Source organism: Rhizobium sp. 42MFCr.1, from assembly GCF_000377185.1.
GTDB lineage: Bacteria > Pseudomonadota > Alphaproteobacteria > Rhizobiales > Rhizobiaceae > Rhizobium > Rhizobium altiplani.
Window position 1 is genome coordinate 24,312 of the sequence record NZ_KB897846.1, and the last position, 18,977, is coordinate 43,288.

Sequence of the window (18,977 nt, forward strand, 5' to 3'; positions counted from 1 at the left end):
GAGAAATGGGTTTTAAAGTTGCAGTTGCGGGAGCGACCGGGAATGTTGGCCGGGAAATGCTCAATATCCTCTCCGAGCGCGGTTTTCCTGCCGATGAAGTCGTGGCGCTTGCGTCCGCGCGCTCGCAGGGCACCGAAGTGTCCTACGGCGACAAGACGCTGAAGGTCGCCAACCTCGAGAATTACGATTTCTCCGACACGGACATCTGCCTGATGTCGGCCGGCGGCGAAGTTTCCAAGAAGTGGTCGCCCAAGATCGGCGCCCAGGGCTGCGTTGTCATCGACAACTCCTCGGCGTGGCGTTACGACGCAGACGTGCCGCTGATCGTTCCGGAAGTGAACCCGGACGCCGTAACCCAGTTCAGCAAGCGCAACATTATCGCAAATCCCAACTGCTCGACTGCGCAACTTGTCGTCGCTCTCAAGCCGCTGCACGACTTCGCCAAGATCAAGCGCGTCGTCGTTTCGACCTACCAGTCCGTTTCCGGCGCTGGCAAGGACGGTATGGACGAGCTGTTCAACCAGACGCGCGCCGTCTTCGTCGCGGATCCGATCGAGAACAAGAAGTTCACGAAGCGTATTGCCTTCAACGTCATCCCGCACATCGACGTCTTCATGGAAGACGGCTACACGAAGGAAGAGTGGAAGGTTCTCGCCGAGACCAAGAAGATGCTCGACCCGAAGATCAAGGTGACCTGCACGGCAGTTCGCGTTCCAGTCTTCATCGGCCACTCTGAATCGGTCAACATCGAATTCGAAAGCGAGATCACGGCCGATCAGGCACGCGACATTCTGCGCGAAGCTCCCGGCTGCCTCGTCATCGACAAGCACGAGAACGGTGGTTACATCACGCCTTACGAATCCGCTGGCGAAGACGCGACCTTTATCTCGCGCATCCGCGAGGACGCGACGGTCGAGAACGGCCTGAATATGTGGGTGGTTTCCGACAACCTCCGCAAGGGTGCCGCTCTGAACGCGATCCAGATCGCCGAGTTGCTTGTCAATCGCGGACTTGTGAAGCCGCGCAAGCAGGCAGCCTGAACCAGTTGTTAACTATGGTTTGTTAAGCCCGGCTAAATAAGGTAAGGGCTTTTCTTGGCGCGGGTTGGTCGTTTCGGCTTCCCGCGCTTGCCAAATCAAAGACGGTGACAATATTGCCGAAAGCGGGGCCGCTGGCCCGGTTTGAAGGCCAGTCAGATCGGGATATCTCCATGCGCATGACGAAATTTTTGCTGGCAGCTGCCGCCGCCTGCATGCTCCACGCAGTTCCTGCAGCCGCCACGGCAGCCCAGTGCGGCAACAACGGCGCCGGCTTCAACGCCTGGGTGGACGAGTTCAAGCAAGAAGCCGTTGCAAACGGTGTCAGCCCCTCGGTTCTGGATCGCGCCTTCGCAAACGTCTCCTACAACAGGCCGACCATTGCCGCCGACCGCGGCCAGAAGAGCTTCAAGCTTTCCTTTGATGCCTTCATGCAGAAGCGCGGTGGTGCCGCGATCATCTCGCGCGGCAAGAGCATGAAGCGCTCCAATGCAGCTCTTTTTGCATCGATCGAGCGTCGCTTCGGTGTTCCTGCCGGCCCGTTGATCGCGATTTGGGGCATGGAAACCGGATTCGGCAGCTACATGGGCAACCAGCATACGCTGTCGGCCGTCTCCACGCTCGCCTATGACTGCCGTCGCTCCGACTATTTCACCGACCAGCTTTATGCCGCGCTGCAGCTGGTCTCTGAGGGTTATCTCAATACGCAGGCGCGTGGAGCAGCGCATGGTGAAATCGGCCAGACGCAGTTCCTGCCGCGCAATGTCGTGCGCTTCGGCGCCGATGGCGACGGCGACGGCCGCGTCGATATGGTCGGTTCTCGCGCTGACGCGCTTGCCTCGACTGCCAACTTCCTGAAGGGCCATGGCTGGCAGGCCGGTGCGGGTTATCAGCCGGGCGAGCCCAACTTCGCGGCCATCGCCGGCTGGAACGCGGCGACGGTCTACCAGCAGGCGATCGCCTACATTGGACAGCAGATAGACGGAAATTGAGAACAGCGTAGCGTAAGCCAAAAGCGCCGAACCGAACTTCGGCGCTTTTTTTGTTTTGGGCTTAGACGTCCGGGCGAATGAAGTCGCGAGTTTCGGAATCCATCACCCAGAGTTCGCCGGTCGAGATGTCGAACCAGGCACCGTGAAGCGCGATCTTGCCTTCCTCCTCCAATGCCTTGATGTTCGGGAAGGTCCTGAGATTCTCAATGGAGTTGCGGATCGATACGCGCTCGAGCGCGGTCTGACGCTCGGAAGGCGTCATGACATCGTTGGCGCCGATCTGCTCTGCGGCAGGCTTCACGAGCGACATCCAGCGTCCGATAAAGTCACCGGGTGAAAGGGGTTCGGCACTTGGGTCGAGAGCGGCCCTGATGCCCCCACAGCGCCCGTGACCCATGACCACGATGTCCGTAACCTTCAAGGCCTGAACCGCGAATTCCAGCGCAGCCGAGGTGGCATGGAAATGGCCGTCCGGCTCGTAGGGCGGCACCATATTGGCCACGTTGCGGATGACGAACAGTTCGCCGGGACCGGCATCGAATATCAGCTCGGGCGCAGCGCGCGAATCCGAACATGCGACCACCAGCGTACTTGGGTTTTGGCCGTGCTCGGCCAGCGCTTTATAGCGATCACGGGCGTCCGTGTAACGCCCGTTCATAAAGTTGCGATAACCGTCGAGAAGGGTGTTTGGAAAACGCTGCATGATCTTCGATTACAGCTTGCGCCCGGCAAGATCAATATCGCACTGCAAGATAGGAAGCGTCGTCAGCTTTTGCGCCTTTGCGCCGGATGCATCAAGCGCCGCATCTGGACCATCGCCATCGGCGTTGCCAGGCTCGACGAGTCGCTTGCCAGCGTCAATTCATCGCTGCCCCGCTTTACGGCGCGGGCAAGCACCTCGTAGACGCTTGCCGTTGCAAGCTGAAGCGCCTTCTCGTCCTCCATGCCGGAAAGAAGTCGCGACAGAAACAGCGCGGCAAGTAGATCTCCGAGACCATTCGGCGGCTTGTCGATAAGGCGATGCTCCGCCAGCAGCGCATGACGCCCCGAAAGATAGAGGTTCCCTGTGCCGCCGGCCATCATCGGCACCGCTGACGTCACCAGCATGCGGGAGGGCCCCAGCGACAGGGCGGCGTCCATAATCGCCGTATTGTCCTCCAGCGGGGCACCTACAAGCCAGGCCAGTTCGTATCGATTGGGCGTCGCAAGCGAAGCCAGTGGTATCAGATGATCCCTGATCGCCTCCGCCGTTGCCTGTGGTACGTAGAGACCACCCAGATCCCCCATGACCGGATCGCAAACATAGAGCAGGTCCGGCTTGTGCTCGCGCAAAGCCGTCACGAGCCGAGCAACCGAGCGCGCCTGCGCGGCATTGCCGAAATAGCCGGAAAGAACCGCCTTCACCTCGCCGATCCAAGGCGCGCGAATGAGATCGTCGATAGCCGCGTCAAAATCGCTTTCGGTGAACGTTAGCCGCGTCGACCGACCGTGACCGGGATGCCACGGAAGCACGATCGTCGGCAACGCCCAGACCTGGTGACCAAGCGTCTCTAGTGCAAAGACCGCTGCACGATTTCCGACGGAGCCGCGCACAACGTGGCTAGAGATAACGATGACAGTTCCTGCGGCATTTTCCGACATGATGCTCGACTCGGCTTCCAATGAGTGTTGATCCCCTTTTTGCAGCTTCACTGTCAACTGCCCTTCATGCAGGCATGCCAACGTCGCCCCTCAAGAATTTCCACGTACTTACGGCAAACCAAAAATCTTTCGAAAATTTGCGTCCCGGCGGCCAAAAACGCATGAAAGCTGCCTCGGGATGCCGTCTTTTAGAGATTCTTTCGTCAAATCTTCTGCTAACTTGCGCCAAATCGAGGAGATGAGGAGTATCTGCGATGGCTGGCCGAAACAATCCGAAGCGCGAAAAACAACTGGAGAGCGCGACCAAGATCGCGACGGCAACGGGGGAAGCCTACCTCAATCCCGAGTTCCTGTTCGGTCGCGCCAGCGGCGACGACCTGGAACGCTACACACCGGAGATGCTGGCGCTTTCGGCCATCCATTCCGCCAAGGAGCTCGCGGCCTGGGGCAGCAATTCGGCACGGATCACCATCGAGACCATCGCCGATGTGGAGCCCGACGGCGTTGCCGTATCCGTTCTCACGGTCACCGACCACAACATGCCGTTCCTGTATGAATCGGTAATGGGCGAAGTTACCAGCAGCTATCGCGACCTCTACATGGCCGTGCATCCGATCCTGGTGATGGAGGATGGCAAGGCGCCGGAACTTTACTCCGCCGATCTCCCGAGCGAGCCGGCCAATCGCGTCAGCCATATCCAGCTGCATCTTGCCCCTCTAACGACAGCCCAGGCCGCAGACCTCGTCAAGCGGATAAAGACGGTGGTCGAGCAGGTGCGCGTGACGGTTTCCGACTGGAGGCCCATGCTGGACAAGCTCGGAACCGTGATCGATGAGCTTTCCGCTTACAATGCCAGCCGCCGGAAAGCGGAAAGGGATGAAGCGCTTGCCTTCCTGACGTGGCTGCGCGACGCGAACTTCACCTTCCTCGGAATGCGCGAATATGTCTATTCCGGAAAGGGCGCGAGCGCGAAGGTTGAGCGCGACAAGGGCACCGGTCTCGGCATTCTCTCCAACCCAGACGTACTCGTTCTGCGCACCGGCAGGGACGCCGTTACGACCACGCCTGAAATTCTGGCATTCCTCGATGGTCCGGATTTCCTGATCGTCACTAAGGCCAACGTCAAGTCGATTGTCCATCGCCGCGCCTATATGGACTATGTCGGTGTCAAGCGCTTCGATACCAACGGGAATGTGACCGGCGAGTTGCGCATCGTCGGTCTCTTCACCTCCACTGCCTACACGTCGCTCGCCAGCGATATCCCGTTGCTCCGCTCCAAGATCGAACGAGTGAAGGAACATTTCGGCTTTGACCCCATGAGCCACTCCGGCCGCATGCTGGACAACACGCTGGAATCCTATCCGCGCGACGACCTCTTCCAGATCGATACGACGCTTCTGGCGAGCTTTGCCGAACAGATCAATGATCTCGCCGATCGGCCGCGCGTGCGGGCGCTGCCGCGCATCGATCACTTCGATCGTTTCGTTTCCGTGATCGTCTATGTGCCGCGCGAAGAGTACGATTCGATCGTGCGTGAGAAGATCGGAGCCTATCTGAAGACCGTCTATGACGGCCGTGTCTCGGCCTACTACCCGGCCTTCCCCGAAGGCGGAGTTGCGCGCGTCCATTTTATCATCGGTCGGTCCGGAGGCAAAACCCCACGCGTGCCACAGGCAAAGCTGGAGGAGGCCATCCGCGCGATCACCGCGCGCTGGGATGACCGCTTCGAGGCGCTTGCCGGACCGAAGGCGCCGCGCCTGCAGGTAAGCCATGCCTTCCAGGATCTCTTCCCGCCGGAAGAGACCTACTATGATCTCGAGGACATCGCCGCCTGCGCGGCTGGCGAACCAATCCGTATTGCGTTCTACACGCGGGAAAAGGATGGGATCGAACTGCTGTGCCTGAAGATTTTCCATTCCGGCGGCCAGCTCGCTTTGTCCCGCCGCGTGCCATTGCTTGAAAACCTCGGCTTTAATGTCATCAGCGAAGGAACATTCGATATTGATGTCACCCTACCCGGCGGCTCGGAAAAGCTGGTCGTGCTGCACGACATGGAGCTCGAGGCCCGAGGCGGTATCGAGATCGACCTTCACCGCCACGGAGCAACCTTGGAAGAAGCCTTCCTTGCAGCGTTCGGCGGGCTGATTGACAATGACACCTTCAACCGGCTGATCGTCTCGGCGGGCCTGACCGCACGCGAAACCAGCGTTCTTCGCGCCTACGCACGCTATCTGCGCCAGGCCGGCATCCCTTATTCGCTCGACTATATTGCAACGACGCTCGATAAATACCCGGCAATCGCGGCGATGATCTTTCGGCTGTTCCACGACACGCTTGATCCCAAGATCACCGACAAGGCGCGGATGAAGAAGGCAAGCGAACAGCACGAAAAGATCGAAGCAGCACTCTCCGACGTGCCGAGCCTCGATGACGATCGGATCCTGCGGCGCTACGTCAACGTCGTGGACGCAACCCTGAGAACCAACTACTTCCAGCGCAATCCGGACGGCTCGCCGAAAGCGATGCTGGCCTTCAAGCTTGATCCCAATCTGGTCGACGGGTTGCCGGAACCCCGACCATTCCGCGAGATGTTCGTCTATGGTGTCGAAGTCGAAGGCGTGCACCTGCGGTTCGGCAAGGTGGCGCGCGGTGGCTTGCGTTGGTCCGATCGTGCGGAAGATTATCGCACCGAAGTCCTCGGGCTCGTGAAGGCACAGCAGGTCAAGAACGCCGTCATCGTGCCAGTCGGCGCAAAGGGCGGCTTCTATCCGAAGAAGCTCCCGATCGGCGGTAACCGGGACGAGATCTTCAACGCCGGCCGCGAAGCCTACAAAACCTATATCCGCACGCTGCTGTCGATCACCGACAACATCAGTGGCGCCGATATCGTGCCGCCGAAGGACACGGTAAGGCTTGACGGCGACGATCCCTATTTTGTCGTGGCCGCCGACAAGGGGACGGCCACATTCTCGGATACCGCCAACGCGCTCGCCCAGGAGGCCGGCTTCTGGCTGGACGATGCCTTCGCCTCGGGTGGCTCGGCTGGCTACGATCACAAGAAGATGGGCATCACCGCCCGTGGTGCTTGGCAAACCGTGAAGCGCCACTTCCGCGAAATGGACATCGACATCCAGACCACGCCGTTCACCGTTGCGGGCGTCGGCGACATGTCCGGCGATGTGTTCGGCAACGGCATGTTGCTGTCGCCAAAAATCCGGCTGGTCGCCGCTTTCGACCATCGTGATATTTTCATCGACCCCGACCCGAATATGGAAAAGACGCTTACCGAGCGCCGGCGGCTTTTCAATCTGGCCCGATCGAGCTGGCAGGATTTCGACAAGGGGGTCCTTTCGAAAGGCGGCATGGTCATTTCGCGATCTGCGAAGTCCGTGACGCTGACGCCGGAGGCAGTAGCCGCAATCGGTATAGACAAGGCCGTTGCGACGCCTTTCGAAATCATGACTGCCATTCTGAAGAGCCCCGTCGATTTGCTGTGGTTCGGCGGTATCGGCACCTACGTCAAAGCGCCGTCTGAAACAGACGCCGAGGTCGGCGATCGCGCCAATGACCCTATTCGTGTCGCGGCGGAAGACGTGCGCGCCAAGGTGATCGGCGAGGGCGCGAATCTTGGCGTCACGCAGAAGGGACGTATCGCCTATGGCCTGAGAGGCGGGCGCTGCAATTCCGACGCAATCGACAATTCGGCCGGCGTCAACACGTCGGACGTCGAGGTCAACATCAAGATCGCTCTTGCCGCGGCAATGCACGATAACCGTCTCACACGGGCGAAGCGCGACCAGCTGCTGTCGTCAATGACCGACGAGGTCGGCAAGCTTGTGCTCCGGAACAACTATCTGCAGTCTCTGGCGATTTCGCTGACCGAGCGTAAGGGTACAGCCAACGGGCTGGAACTTGCCCGGCTCATGACGGTGCTCGAAGGCGCCAAGCAGTTGAACCGGAAGGTCGAGACGCTACCCGACGACACCGTCCTTGCCGAGCGCTATGCAGCAGGCAGGCCACTGACGAGACCCGAGATCGGCGTCCTGCTTTCCTATGCCAAGATCGTCTTGTTTGACGCTTTGGCGGCCAGCGATTTGCCTGATGATCCCTATTTCGCCGCAACGCTTTCCAATTACTTCCCTGCGAAGATGCGCAAGACGAACGCGTCCGATATCGACGCCCATCGTCTGAAACGGGAGATCATTGCCACGGTGCTCGCCAACGAAGCCATTAACCGCGGCGGCCCCGGCTTCGCCGTCAGTATGATGGATGCCACGGCGGCATCCGCGCCGGAGGTCGTTCGGGCGGCAATCATTGCCCGTGATGGCTTCGATCTCGGACGCCTTTGGACGGACACGGATGCGTTGGACGGCAGGATTGGCGGCCAGATGCAGAACCGCATCTACGAGGAGATCAGCCACACCTTCACCGTCCTGACGCGCCTCCTTCTGAAGACACAGATGGCCAAGGGCGATATCGCCACCACTATTGAGAGGCTTCAGGCAGCCCTGAAGAAGCTCAAGCCGATATTCGCCAACCAGACAGTGCCCGAGCTTGAGGCACGTCAGCAGGAGTATCGCGAGGCTGGCGTGCCGGATAAGCTGGCCGCCGAGATTTCGGGGCTACTCGGCTTTGCGCTGGTACCCGAGATCATGCAGATCGCCGAACGCACGGGCGAGCCGCTGGCGCGTGCTGCGGAAAGCTATTTCGCCGTCTCCCAGACATTCCGGATCGGACGGTTGCTCGCCGCCGGATCTCGCATCGTCACGGCCGACCACTACGAAAATCTGGCGTTGGCGCGCAGCATCGACCAGATCGCAAGCGCGAGGCGCGATATCGTGATTTCGGCGCTTGCAAACCATGGGAAGGACAAGCTTCCCGTCCAGGCCTGGCACGCCGGCGATCGCATCAGGATCAACCGGATTGCCGAGGAATTGTCGGGGTTGAGTGACAGCGGCGATCCGAACCTTGCCCGGATTACCGTGGCTGCAGGCCTGTTGACTGACCTTGCGCGAGACGGAGCGAGGTGAGACAGTTCCGCTCGAAATCAGGAGCGGACTGTGAATCGCATCGACTGGACGGGAACTCAGCCGGCTAGAGCATCGGAGAAGGGCATCTGGGGCTGGATGCTCTTCGACTGGGCAGCTCAGCCGTTCTTCACTGTTGTGACGACCTTCATTTTCGGCCCTTACTTCGTGTCGCGTCTGACAGACGATCCGGTATCGGCCCAGACGATGTGGAGCAACATGGCGACGATCTCCTCGGTGATCATTGCCATCTTGTCGCCTGTCCTGGGGTCGATCGCAGATCAGTCCGGCGCGCGAAAGCCGTGGATCGCCTTCTTCGCCGTCATCAAGATTGCGAGTCTCTTCGGTCTCTGGTTCGCCGCACCCGGTTCGCCTCTGATCTACCCCATGACATTCATGATCCTGGCTTCGGTCGCCGCCGAGTTCTCCATCGTCTTCAACGATTCCATGATGCCGCGGCTCGTCGGCAAGGAAGAGGTCGGCAAACTGTCGAATACGGCCTGGGGCCTCGGTTATCTCGGGGGGATGATCGTCCTGATCGCGGTCGTGGTCCTGCTTGCGGGAAGCCCCCAATCAGGGAAGACAATTCTTGGTCTTGAGCCCTTGTTCGGCCTCGATCCGCACCAGGGCGAAGATGCCCGCATCACCGGGCCGATCTCGGCCATCTGGTACCTGATCTTTATTCTTCCGATGTTCTTTCTCACGCCTGATGTCAGCAAGGGCCTTTCGTTTGGCGCCGCTGTGCGCACCGGCCTTACGGAGCTGAAAAGCACGCTTGGCGAGCTCAAGCGTCGTCGTGGCATCGTTCGTTTTCTGATCGCCCGCATGATCTATCAGGACGGCGTCAACGGACTGCTGATACTCGGTGGTGCCTTTGCCGCCGGTATGTTTGGATGGGCAACGGTCGAGATCGGAATCTATGGGATCATACTCAATGTCGTTGCGATCTTCGGCTGCTTCATTGCGGGCAGGGTCGATCGGCGCATCGGCTCCAAATCGACGATCGTAATCAGTCTGGCGATGCTGTTGCTTGCCACCATCGGCATCGTGTCGACATGGCCGGGATACACGCTCTTTGGCTTTCTTGCGCTGCCAACTGCAGATTCCGGCGGCCTCTTCGGTACGGCAGCGGAGAAGGCATATGTTGCCTATGGTCTGCTGGTCGGCCTTGCCTTCGGTCCGGTGCAGGCGTCGTCGCGCTCCTACCTCGCCCGAAGCGTGAGCCTGAACGAGGCCGGCCGCTATTTTGGCATTTATGCGCTTTCGGGGCGCGCCACCAGCTTCATGGCAACGCTGTTTTTTTCCATCGTGACCTTCACGACTGGCTCGTCGCGGCTTGGAATGGCAACCTTGGTGCTCTTCCTGGCGGCGGGACTGATCCTGCTTGTCCGTACGCCCTATCCCGCGGACAGGGCGTAACGGCAGAGGCTACAGGTCAGTGGCGGAAGTGCCGCATACCGGTAAAGACCATCGCGACATTGTGCTCGTTAGCAGCGTCGATCACTTCCTGGTCACGCATCGATCCGCCCGGCTGGATAACAGCCGTCGCGCCGGCTGCGATCATCGACAGCAAGCCATCGGCGAAGGGCAGGAATGCCTCCGAGGCAACAGCCGAACCGCGCGTCAACGGCTCTGCGAGACCGAGCGCCCTGGCCGCTTCCTCGGCCTTCAAGCCAGCAATCCGCGCAGAATCGACGCGGCTCATCTGGCCCGCGCCGATGCCAGCCGTCTGGCCGTCCTTCGCATAGACCACGGCGTTCGACTTGACGTGCTTGGCAACCTTGAAGGCAAATTTCATGTCTTCGAGTTCCTGCTGGGTCGGTGCACGCTTGGTAACAACCTTCAGCTCCAGATCCTCGACCATGCCGTTGTCGCGGCTCTGCACAAGCAGGCCGCCTGAGACGGTTTTCGCCGTCAGGCCTGAAGACCGCGGATCCGGCAGGCCGCCTGCGGTCAGAAGCCGGAGGTTTGCCTTGCGCGCGACGATGGCTTTCGCCTCTTCAGTCACGTCGGGCGCGATGATGACTTCGGTAAAGAGCTTGATGATCTCCTCGGCGGTTTGGGCGTCAAGCGTCTGGTTGAGCGCGATGATTCCCCCGAAAGCAGAAACGGAATCGCAGGCAAGCGCGCGCTTGTAGGCGTCGAGCAGGTTGGAACCCGTCGCCACGCCGCAGGGATTGGCGTGCTTGATGATCGCGCAGGCCGCCGACTTCTCCGGCAGGAACTCGGCAACGAGTTCATAGGCCGCATCGGTGTCGTTGATGTTGTTGTAGGAGAGCTGCTTGCCCTGAAGCAGTGACGCCGTGGCAACGCCGGGGCGGCGCTCGCCCGTAACATAGAACGCCGCCTTCTGGTGCGGATTCTCGCCATAGCGCATCTCTTCCTTGAGCACACCGCCAATGACGCGATGGCGCGGGGTGTCGATCGAAAGAACCTCGGCAAACCAGTTGGAGATCATGGCGTCGTAAGCGGCGGTCCGGGCGAAAGCTTTGGCGGCCAACCGCCGGCGGAACGCATAAGCGGTCTGTCCGGCGTCCGAGGCAAGCTGCTCGAGCAGTTCTGGATAGTCCGCCGGATCGGTCAGGATCGTCACGTAAGCGTGGTTCTTGGCCGATGCGCGGATCATCGCAGGACCGCCAATGTCGATGTTTTCGACGGTCGTCGGATAGTCGCCGCCGGCGGCACGGACATCCTCGAATGGATAAAGATTGATGACCACGAGGTCGATGCCCTCGATACCGTGCGCCTTCATCGCCGCTTGATGATCAGCATCGTCACGGATAGCAAGCAGGCCGCCATGCACCTTGGGATGCAAGGTCTTGACGCGACCATCCATGATCTCCGGAAAACCTGTGACATCGGAAACGTCGGTCACCGCGAGCCCGGCCGCTGCAATTGCCTTGTGAGTGCCACCAGTTGAGAGAAGGCGGATGCCCTTGTCGTCAAGCGCGCGCGCGAGTTCGACGATACCGGTCTTGTCGGATACGGAAAGCAACGCGGTCTTGATGCTGACTTTGTCGGGTGCAGGGATTTTCTTGGAAACAACGGCCATGAGGCTTCTCCGTTTGGTCTTCAGGAGATATCCAGCGAGGGATAAGCGGATGATGGGGCCGCGTTAGCACAGCTTTGCGCCCGCGGAAACAGCCGCTAGCTCTTGCGCGATAAAAACCAGCGTATTTCCGGCCTGTCGGGGTAGGAGAGGCCGATCTCGATCTGATCGGATCCGCAAATGCCCGAGGCATCGGCAAAGAAGACGTCCTCGCCGATCAGCACTTCGTTGCCAGGCGAGGAGAACAGCCATGTTTCTCCGTCGGGCGCCGTCATCATGATCGACTCTTTGTCGATTTGCTTCAGGTTGATGGAGGGGTGGGCGTGAAAGCGCGCCACGGCCCGCACTGCCTCATCGACCTTGCCCTCCGGCGCGACCAGCCGATCACAGCCGGTCACGATCAGCCCTGTGGCGTTCAGGGTCAGCTCGCGCTCATGCAGGACGCCAAAGGCATTGAGGTAGCCATCGTGGCTCGCCTTGATCACGTCGCGGCCGTCATCGGCGAGCGCGCGATCGACATTCACGGTCTTCACGCCGTCTGTAATCACATTCGCAATGAAGTCGGACGGGGCGAAGCGGCTGGACGAGGTGTCGTTGACGGTCACCGTGGTATGGGCGGCAGTCGTTCGAGCAATCTGCACGTAACGCCGGCCGGCAAATTTCGGCGATCCGGAATTGACGATAAAGCGATGGCGTCCAGACGACATCTCGAATGACAGGCAACCGGCATGGGCCGTGCGGGACAGACTTCCGGTGGGCGGTAATCCGGTATCGGCAATGACCACCGTTTTCCCCGCTGCCAGCCGCTGATAGCGCGAATGGGGCATCGCCTTGAAGGGATCTCCCGCCGTCTCGTCATATCGCAGCAAGGACATCAACTCTGTCGCAAGGGTCGACGTCGCGCCGTTGAAAAGGGCGAGATCGCCGTCCTGATGCCTGAAGAAGCGCAGGGCTGGGTACATGCGGTCGATGCCCGAGATCAACTTCTGCGGCAGATCGTGCCCGAGATTAACGTAGGTTTGCCGCAACGGGAGGAGATCAAGAAGCAGTTCCAGCCCTACCCGGGGATTGCGCGAGACATGACCGCCGTCAGGCAGGATCTGGCTATCGAACTCCTGATCCAATGCTTCGGCAGCGCGCCGCAACGCGCCTGCGCGCGTCGGCATTGCAATCGAGGCCATCGCGAGGGCAATCCGCAGCCGAAAGCGAACCTCCCCCGGCGGCGCGTACTTGGCCATTCGCCGCAGGAACCGGACCTGAAAGGCAAGCGACCGCAAGAAGCGGCGATAGAAGCCGCGGTCGGCATTGTGAAGAACCACAGGCGAATGCGAGAGCCAGGAAATAACGCGCTGCGCCGTCACATTGATTTCCCAGGCGATGCCCTCGATGCGGCCGCCATGCAGCGACAGCCAGTCGTTGACAATGGAGCGGGCAACGCTCGAGTGAAGGTCGCTTTTCTTGGTCCGCATATGGCGAAGCCAACCGAAGCCATGAAGCCGCAGTGCGAAGGAACGGGACGGAAGGCTGAAATTGAAGGGCGACTTGCCACCGGTTTCGAGAAGCCGCCCGGCAAGCGGGAAGCGACCGTTCAAAATCTCTTCAGCGACATGCGGATCAACCGCACGCAGATCGGTGGGGGCCACAATCAGGCGCTCGGGGGCGTGGGTCGTGTGGCGGAAGAGACGCAACCGCATGATTGCTCCGCGGCACAGCGTGCGCCGCCAAGCCTCTCTCACATAAAGAGTCGAGAACCCGGACCACATGTTTATTGTCTATTGACCCGCGTCGTTAAGAATAAGTGAATAAGCCCGGAATCCGTGACACTTGCGTATCAAATTATGACAGGTGCTCAACTATGCCAGTTGCCCTGCGATCAAGCAACACGGCGCATCACGACAGCGTAGAAACCGTCAAGACCGCCCGCAAAACCAGCGGGAACCTCCAGCATGTCTGGTGTCGTGCGGAATTCGCCAAGCGCGCTGATTGCTGCTTCGAGCCCGGGCCAGCGCTCAGGATCAACGGCCGCTCGCTCGACTGAAGGCGTATCCGAAAGGACGCGAGCCACGACGTCTTCGCCTTCGGCGGGATCAAGGGAACAATTGGAAAAGACGATCGTGCCATCCGGCTTCAGCAAAGTGATCGCATGGCGCAGCAGCCGCTCCTGAAGCGCAGCAAGCTTCGCTATATCTTCCGGCCCCTTGGCCCAGAGAACATCCGGATGCCGGCGCGTCGTTCCCGTCGATGAGCAGGGCGCATCCAGCAGGATCGCATCGAACAGCTCTGCAGGCTCATATTTCGTCAGGTCGCTGGCGACTGTCTCGGCTTTCAGTCCAAGCCGATCGAGGTTCGCGCGCAAACGCTTGATGCGGTTTTCAGACTGCTCAACCGCAGTAACGTCACCACCGGCGAGAACCAGTTGGGCAGTCTTTCCGCCGGGCGCCGCACATAGATCGGCAACTCGCTTTCCTGTCAAATCACCAAAGAGCTGAGCTGGGATGCTGGCGGCCGCGTCCTGGACCCACCAGTCGCCTTCCGAAAATCCCTCGAGTGAGGGGATGCTGCCCTCGAAGGCAGCCAGACGCACACCACCCGTCGGCAGCGCGAAACCACCCAAACGTTCCGCCCAGCGCTGCGCATCAGCTTTGACGGTAAGATCGATCGCTGCCGGCTCGAGCTGCGATTCAGATATCGATTGCGCCCTTTCCTTGCCGTAAGCCTTTTCGAGCCTTTGAAGAAACCATTCCGGCATCACCGGAATGGTCGCGATCTCAGCAAGGATTTGGTCCTTCTCGCGTCCAAGTCGGCGCAGAACGGCGTTCACCAGCTTTGCAAAGCGACGATTGCGCGGGTCCTGATTTGATTGCTCGACTGCCAGGTCGACCGCAGCATGATCCGGAACATCAAGGTAGAGGATCTGCGCTGCGGCAATCGCAAGAACATGGTGCAGCGCTCGCGCACCTTCGGGAAGCGGCGATTCAAGCAGGCGGGAGATCGCGGCGTCGATGCGCGGCAAATGCCGAAGCGTTGTATTCAGAATGGCGCGGACGAGGGCGCGGTCACCCTCGTTGAGCGCCTTATAGGCCGGATTGCCGTGTTCATTGTCCAAGGCGCCGTCCAGCGAAAGCTTACGGTCCACGACCGCTGCCAGGATCTTTGCGGCGGCGGCACGAACCTGGAATCCGGGCTTTGCCGGACCAGCCACAACGCCCGGATTGGACGACTTTGGTTTTCGAAATGGTTTTTTCTTGCCGTCTGAATTCAAGACCACGGACCTTTCGGCGGTTGTGAACCACCGCGATCAAGACCGGTATTCGGAACCGAGCGCGATTTGCGCATCGGATTAGCAGCGCGCGCCGGCGCCGTCGAGCCATTCATGCCGCCGCGCGCCATTTCCTGCAGCGCCGCAATCCTGTTTTCCGTGTTCGGGTGCGTTGAGAACAGGTTGTCCACGCCAGCACCGGTCAGCGGATTGATGATGAACATGTGGGCAGTTGCCGGGTTTCGCTCGGCATCGTAATTCGGCACGTGCGAGGCGCTACGTGCAATCTTGCCCAGTGCCGAAGCCAGCCAAAGAGGATTGCCGCAGATTTCCGCGCCTCGGCGGTCGGCGGAATATTCGCGCGTCCGGCTGATGGCCATCTGAACCATCATCGCGGCAAGCGGCGCGACGATCATCGCCAGCAATACCCCGATGAAACCCAGGGGATTGTTGTTGTTTCCCCGGTTGCCGCCGAAGAAGAAAGCAAAATTGCCCAGCATTGAGATTGCACCGGCGAGGGTCGCCGTAATCGTCATCGTCAGGGTGTCGCGATTTTGCACGTGAGCCAACTCATGGGCCATGACGCCCGCGACCTCTTCCGGCGTCAGTGCGCTCAGTAAGCCGGTGGACGCGGCAACAGCAGCGTTCTCGGGATTGCGACCAGTCGCGAAGGCATTTGGTTGCGGACTGTCGTAGAGGTACACCTTCGGCATCGGCAGGCCAGCATTGCGCGTCAGATCCCTGACGATCGCGAAGAACTCGGGCGCATTACGCTCGTCAACCTCCTGCGCGCGATAGGCCGACAGCACCATGCGGTCCGAATTCCAGTAGGAAAAGAAGTTCATCCCAGCGGCGATCACGAACGCGATCATCATGCCGCTCCGCCCGCCGATCAGAAAGCCGACGGCCATGAACAATGCGGTCATGAAGGCAAGCAACATGGCTGTACGGACGAGGTTCATTGCTATCTCCAAAACACCCCTAAGCGGGCCGCGCAAAACCGGAGGGTTTCAATTGAGGCGCCGGCGCTCTATGATTTGGTCATTCACCAGCCATTTTCAATATATTTCGGGCGGAATCGCGTGATGCAGGCAGCGGACAACGACAACAATGAAACCCTGGCGACTGAAGCCGCCGAGGCGCCACGCAAGTTGCTCTCGCCAGCCGCCAAGCGTGCGCTCGCCGAGGCCGAAGAGCGGCGCCGAAACGAAAAGCCGGTAGAAATGCCAACAGAGATAGGTGGCCGCGGCGGCGCTGATCCTTCCCGCTTCGGAGACTGGGAAATCAACGGCAGGGCCATCGATTTCTAAGTAAATATTCCTATTGACTTTCGCTCGTGATCGGAATTTATTCCTTTCGTGAGAGAGATTGCTTCGTTTGTTGCGCTGACCCTTCTTGTGACTGCGGTAAACGCCGCGGCGCGCGACGAAATTGAAGGGCCAGTATCAGCCGAAATCCTGAGAGTGATCGATGGAGACACACTGCTGGTCGAAGCGCGCCCTTGGCCGCAGCAGACAATGGAAGTCAATGTCCGTATTCGCGGGATCGACGCGCCCGAGATGCACTCGAGCTGCGCTGACGTAAGGAGCGGGAATCGACGCCCGTCACGCCCTGGAAAGCCTTACATCCGGATCCTCCGAGATCCAGCTTACGTAGATCGCAGGCGACAAGTATTTCGGTCGCATCCTCGAAATATAACCCTTTCGGATGGCAGGAATCCGGCTCAGGACCTCTTGGAGGAAGGGATTGTCCGGGCCTTTAACGGCGGCCGAAAGCCACGAGAAACCTGCCCGTAGAGAAGTGAAGCCGCCCCGATCGCTCGGAGCGGCTTTTGCTTAGGCAGTCGCCTTGTTCTGGCGGTTCGCGATCAGGTCGTCGACAACCGCCGGATCGGCAAGCGTCGAGGTGTCGCCCAGAGAGCCGAAATCGTCCTCGGCGATTTTGCGCAGGATGCGGCGCATGATCTTGCCGGACCGGGTCTTCGGAAGACCCGGTGCAAACTGGATCTTGTCAGGTGCAGCGATTGGGCCAATCTCGCCGCGAACATGCTTGACGAGCTGTTGGCGCAGATCATCCGAACCCTCATTGCCGGCCATCAGGGTGACGTAGCAATAAATGCCCTGACCCTTGATCGGGTGCGGATAGCCGACGACAGCAGCCTCCGAGACAAGATTATGCGAAACGAGTGCGGACTCGACCTCGGCGGTACCCAGGCGGTGGCCCGAAACGTTCAGCACGTCGTCAACGCGACCGGTGATCCAGTAGTAGCCGTCCTCATCCCGTCGGCAGCCATCGCCGGTGAAATACTTGCCCTTGTAGGTCGAGAAGTACGTCTGGATGAAGCGCTCGTGGTCGCCATAGACGGTACGCATCTGCCCCGGCCAGCTGTCGGTAATGCAGAGGTTTCCGTCGGCGGCACCCTCAAGCACATTGCCTTCGTTGTCGACCAGCTGCGGTTTCACGCCGAAGAACGGGGTCGTCGCCGAACCCGGCTTCAGATCGGTCGCGCCCGGCAGCGGCGTGATCATGTGGCCGCCGGTTTCCGTCTGCCACCAGGTATCGATGACGGGGCAGCGCTTGTCGCCGACAACATTGTAGTACCATTCCCACGCTTCCGGATTGATCGGCTCGCCAACCGTTCCGAGCAGGCGTAGGCTGGAGCGCGACGAGCGGGTGACGAAGTGGTCGCCGGCACCCATCAGCGACCGGATCGCCGTCGGTGCCGTGTAGAAGATGTTGACCTTGTGCTTGTCGATGACTTCCCAGAATCGGCCCTGATCCGGAAAATTCGGCACGCCTTCGAACATTAGCGTCGTCGCGCAGTTCGCAAGCGGACCGTAAACGATGTAGGAGTGTCCGGTAACCCATCCAACGTCGGCGGTGCACCAGTAGATATCGCCGGGGTGGTAATCAAACACATATTCATGGGTCATCGCTGCATAGACGAGATAGCCGCCCGTGGTATGCAACACACCCTTCGGCTTTCCGGTAGACCCCGAGGTGTAGAGGATGAACAGCGGATCCTCCGCCTTCATCTTCACCGGCGGGCACTCCGGTTTAACCGTGGCGATTTCCTGATGGTACCAGAGGTCGCGACCCGGTGCCCAGCCGGTCTTGCCGCCTGTACGCCGTACGACGAGAACCTTGTCGACGATGACATGCTGACGGGCGGCAATGTGAATTGCCGTGTCTGTATTGTCCTTCAGCGGCACCGGCTTGCCGCCGCGCACCCCTTCATCGCAGGTAACCACGAAGGTGGATTCGCAATCGACGATACGGCCGGCCAGCGCCTCCGGAGAAAACCCTCCGAACACCACCGAATGGACCGCACCAATGCGCGCGCAGGCGAGCATTGCATAGGCAGCCTCGGGTATCATCGGCATGTAGATGGTAACACGATCACCCTTCTTGACGCCATGCTTCTTCATGACGTTCGCCATGCGACAAACATGCTCGTAGAGCTCGTTATAGGTGATCTTCTTGTCGACGTAGGGATTGTCGCCCTCGAAGATGATCGCCGTCTGATTGCCGTTGGTCTTCAGGTGCCGGTCGATACAGTTGTACGAAACGTTCGTCTGCCCGTCCTCGAACCACTTGATCGAGACTCGGCCAGTGAAAGACGTGTTCTTGACCTTCGTGTAGGGTTTGAACCAATCGATCCGCTTGCCATGTTTACCCCAGAACTTGTCGGGGTTCTCGACGCTTTCCTCGTACCATTGCTCGTACTTGGCCTTATCGATAAGCGCATGGTTCTTCACCGGCTTTTGCACCGGGTAGATCTTTTCGGACATGGAACTCCTCCTCACTCGGGCACCGGGCGACCAAAAAGCGAAGCAGCCCGGACTGGCTATAGGCATTCATAGCAGTTCACATCTGCCCGGCAATTAGACAAAGGTCATTTCATTCGTGATCAATTGCAATTCTGCATCACTGCGGTTATATAGCGCCATATTTCCCGGACATAGTGGTGAC

General features: G+C 59.8%; 12 protein-coding genes. 5 read left to right on the forward strand and 7 right to left on the reverse strand.

What is annotated here, in order from left to right:
- Positions 1–5: 5 nt before the first annotated feature.
- Together C934_RS0122920 and C934_RS0122925 are read left to right on the forward strand one after the other, a co-directional pair.
- Positions 6–1,040, forward strand: a complete 1,035-nt coding sequence (locus tag C934_RS0122920; RefSeq protein ID WP_018858927.1) for an aspartate-semialdehyde dehydrogenase — start codon at positions 6–8, stop codon at positions 1,038–1,040.
- Positions 1,041–1,210: 170 nt separating this feature from the next.
- Positions 1,211–2,029 carry a lytic murein transglycosylase gene (locus tag C934_RS0122925; protein WP_018858928.1) on the forward strand — a complete coding sequence of 273 codons (819 nt, stop codon included), beginning with the start codon at positions 1,211–1,213 and terminating at the stop codon, positions 2,027–2,029.
- 61 nt (positions 2,030–2,090) lie between these two features.
- Here C934_RS0122925 and C934_RS0122930 read toward each other — a convergent pair whose 3' ends face one another.
- Positions 2,091–2,732: a carbonic anhydrase gene (locus C934_RS0122930; protein ID WP_018858929.1), complete on the reverse strand. Its 642-nt coding sequence runs from the start codon at positions 2,730–2,732 to the stop codon at positions 2,091–2,093.
- Between the two features lie 62 nt (positions 2,733–2,794).
- Positions 2,795–3,670: a pyridoxal kinase PdxY gene (gene pdxY, locus C934_RS0122935; RefSeq protein WP_018858930.1), complete on the reverse strand. Its 876-nt coding sequence runs from the start codon at positions 3,668–3,670 to the stop codon at positions 2,795–2,797.
- Positions 3,671–3,924: 254 nt separating this feature from the next.
- Here pdxY and C934_RS0122940 point away from each other — a divergent pair, with 254 nt between their 5' ends.
- Together C934_RS0122940 and C934_RS0122945 are read left to right on the forward strand one after the other, a co-directional pair.
- Positions 3,925–8,700 carry an NAD-glutamate dehydrogenase gene (locus C934_RS0122940; RefSeq protein WP_018858931.1) on the forward strand — a complete coding sequence of 1,592 codons (4,776 nt, stop codon included), beginning with the start codon at positions 3,925–3,927 and terminating at the stop codon, positions 8,698–8,700.
- A gap of 30 nt (positions 8,701–8,730) precedes the next feature.
- Positions 8,731–10,116 (forward strand): MFS transporter, encoded by a 1,386-nt coding sequence (locus tag C934_RS0122945; protein ID WP_018858932.1) that lies wholly within the window; start codon positions 8,731–8,733, stop codon positions 10,114–10,116.
- Between the two features lie 16 nt (positions 10,117–10,132).
- On the opposite strand, the gene purH is transcribed toward C934_RS0122945, so the two are convergent.
- The 4 genes from purH to htpX form a co-directional block, all read right to left on the reverse strand.
- Positions 10,133–11,749, reverse strand: coding sequence for a bifunctional phosphoribosylaminoimidazolecarboxamide formyltransferase/IMP cyclohydrolase (purH, locus tag C934_RS0122950; protein ID WP_018858933.1), 1,617 nt, complete (start codon positions 11,747–11,749; stop codon positions 10,133–10,135).
- A gap of 95 nt (positions 11,750–11,844) precedes the next feature.
- Positions 11,845–13,509: a heparinase II/III family protein gene (locus C934_RS0122955; RefSeq protein ID WP_026372013.1), complete on the reverse strand. Its 1,665-nt coding sequence runs from the start codon at positions 13,507–13,509 to the stop codon at positions 11,845–11,847.
- A 110-nt stretch (positions 13,510–13,619) separates the two neighbouring features.
- Complete coding sequence (locus tag C934_RS0122960; RefSeq protein ID WP_026372014.1) at positions 13,620–15,008, reverse strand: RsmB/NOP family class I SAM-dependent RNA methyltransferase; 1,389 nt, start codon at positions 15,006–15,008, stop codon at positions 13,620–13,622.
- Complete coding sequence (htpX, locus tag C934_RS0122965; protein ID WP_018858936.1) at positions 15,005–15,967, reverse strand: zinc metalloprotease HtpX; 963 nt, start codon at positions 15,965–15,967, stop codon at positions 15,005–15,007. Before htpX ends, C934_RS0122960 begins: the two co-directional genes overlap by 4 nt.
- 123 nt (positions 15,968–16,090) lie before the next feature.
- Between htpX and C934_RS0122970 the strand changes: the two genes are divergently transcribed.
- Positions 16,091–16,315: a DUF1674 domain-containing protein gene (locus C934_RS0122970; RefSeq protein ID WP_018858937.1), complete on the forward strand. Its 225-nt coding sequence runs from the start codon at positions 16,091–16,093 to the stop codon at positions 16,313–16,315.
- A 525-nt stretch (positions 16,316–16,840) separates the two neighbouring features.
- Here C934_RS0122970 and acs read toward each other — a convergent pair.
- A complete protein-coding gene (acs, locus tag C934_RS0122975; RefSeq protein ID WP_018858938.1) occupies positions 16,841–18,796 on the reverse strand; it encodes an acetate--CoA ligase in 1,956 nt (651 codons plus the stop codon).
- Positions 18,797–18,977 lie beyond the last annotated feature (181 nt).

Coding starts and splice junctions, on each gene's coding strand:
- htpX (WP_018858936.1), bottom strand. CDS start 15,967: ATGAACCTCGTCCGTACAGCCATGTTGCTTGCCTTCATGACCGCATTG.
- C934_RS0122920 (WP_018858927.1), top strand. CDS start 6: ATGGGTTTTAAAGTTGCAGTTGCGGGAGCGACCGGGAATGTTGGCCGG.
- C934_RS0122970 (WP_018858937.1), top strand. CDS start 16,091: ATGCAGGCAGCGGACAACGACAACAATGAAACCCTGGCGACTGAAGCC.
- purH (WP_018858933.1), bottom strand. CDS start 11,749: ATGGCCGTTGTTTCCAAGAAAATCCCTGCACCCGACAAAGTCAGCATC.
- pdxY (WP_018858930.1), bottom strand. CDS start 3,670: ATGTCGGAAAATGCCGCAGGAACTGTCATCGTTATCTCTAGCCACGTT.
- C934_RS0122955 (WP_026372013.1), bottom strand. CDS start 13,509: ATGTGGTCCGGGTTCTCGACTCTTTATGTGAGAGAGGCTTGGCGGCGC.
- C934_RS0122940 (WP_018858931.1), top strand. CDS start 3,925: ATGGCTGGCCGAAACAATCCGAAGCGCGAAAAACAACTGGAGAGCGCG.
- C934_RS0122925 (WP_018858928.1), top strand. CDS start 1,211: ATGCGCATGACGAAATTTTTGCTGGCAGCTGCCGCCGCCTGCATGCTC.
- C934_RS0122930 (WP_018858929.1), bottom strand. CDS start 2,732: ATGCAGCGTTTTCCAAACACCCTTCTCGACGGTTATCGCAACTTTATG.
- acs (WP_018858938.1), bottom strand. CDS start 18,796: ATGTCCGAAAAGATCTACCCGGTGCAAAAGCCGGTGAAGAACCATGCG.